Here is a 1588-nt window from a genome sequence, read left to right on the forward strand (position 1 = left end):
GCGCCAAGGTTGCTTAGGTTCATACGGCTCATGCTTCCTGGGCGGTCTTCCCAGTTAGTGTATAGGTAGAAGCCTGTACCACCGTCAGAGATAACACCGTTAAAATCCGGGTCATTAGAGCTCTTAATCAGAGTCGTGCCATCGGCAGCAAGAATATCACCCATCTCATTGCCATCGACCAAAGTATCTTCTTGCTGAGCAAGAACTTGATAACGACCTGTTGCTGTCATAACCACTTCTTTATCAGCAGTTGCAATTGGCGCATCCAAGGCAGCAAAGTTAGCCGGGAAGTTATTGAAGTCTTCACCAACAACAACACCTACAGTGCCCTTGTCAAAAATCTTGCCGTCTGCGTCAGCAGTTGTATTTGAAGAACTTGGGTGCTGAACGTTTAAGAATAATGTGCCATCAGTATTTAAGAACATACCGGTGAATTCTGCACCAACTGGCGCTGTTGCATAGCGCTTTAGCCCCATAGGAATATAGTTAGAAATACCATCGCTACCGTCTGCACCATCAGCGCCATCTGTACCGTTAGTACCATCAGTACCATTCGTTCCATCAACACCTGCTACACCAGCTGCACCTGCAGCACCCGCCTCACCATCATCACCATCTTCACAGCCTGCTAGCGCTAAGGTTGCAAGAAAAATGGCCGACACTAAAGGTCTTTTTGTAAACTTAGAACTCACACTCATCGTAACTCTTCCTCAAATAAAAAATCTTAGAATAGATGTTTTTTGCATGCGAAAGTTTGCAGAGCGGAAGTGAAAGTTTAGTGACATTTATGTGAATTAAAAAATACGGTTTCATCAATATAGAGCAGAAAAACCACATAAAAACGCACCGCGCCACTTGCGTTATAGCGCTATAACGCGGGCACCACAATTAGTCGAGATTCACTTAATAGAGACTTAAGCGTTATTAAGCGAGATTGCTGCATCACCCAGTCTGGGTTCTTGCGGTATTCGTTCAGATTACTAATAAAGCTGGCACTGGCACCTTCGGCTTTCTGTATTTCTTCTTCGATTGTCGCTTTGGCAGATTGATGCAAGGCATTGGCCTCACCTCGCGCTTGAGCCATTCTAGAGTTTCTTATGCTTTTCTGCTCCTGAACTCTTTTTCTTTTTTCCGTTCTCGCGATCGTTGCTTGATCAAAATTCTTTTTAATAGAACCGGGAGGCTTCAGCTTTTTAATTTGGATCGCAGTCAACCTGATACCTAAATTCAAGTCCCGTGCCTGCTGTTGAATGGAGTTCTTTAGATAGCTTTGAAATTGAATTCGACCCGTTGTTAACAAGTCGTTAATTGGTTTGCTGGCGATATATTGGATCACCTCAGCGGATGATACTTCAAATAGCAGCGCTTCAGGGTCGAGCGCCTGCGTACGAAAGATGCCAGGCTCCTCTATGGTATATTGAAGTATCAGACTGACCTCCAATAAGTTCTGATCACCCGTTGTCAGTTCCCGCTGAATTGGCGCCGATGTTTCCTCCACCATGTTCAGTTCCATTGAGCGTACCGAAGTCGCCTGTATCTTCTCTACCGTCTCCATGGGCCAAGGTAAATGATAATGCATGCCAGGCAA

General features: G+C 45.1%; 1 protein-coding gene and 1 pseudogene. Both read right to left on the bottom strand.

What is annotated here, in order from left to right; genetic code table 11:
• Nucleotides 1-698 (bottom strand): annotated as a pseudogene (locus A3757_RS22105) (hypothetical protein); the annotation flags it as partial.
• Nucleotides 699-868: 170 nt separating this feature from the next.
• Nucleotides 869-1588: protease modulator HflK (gene hflK / locus A3757_RS22110; protein ID WP_197470221.1), on the bottom strand; the 720-nt coding region annotated here is incomplete at its 5' end.

This window comes from Oleiphilus sp. HI0117 (genome assembly GCF_001635235.1).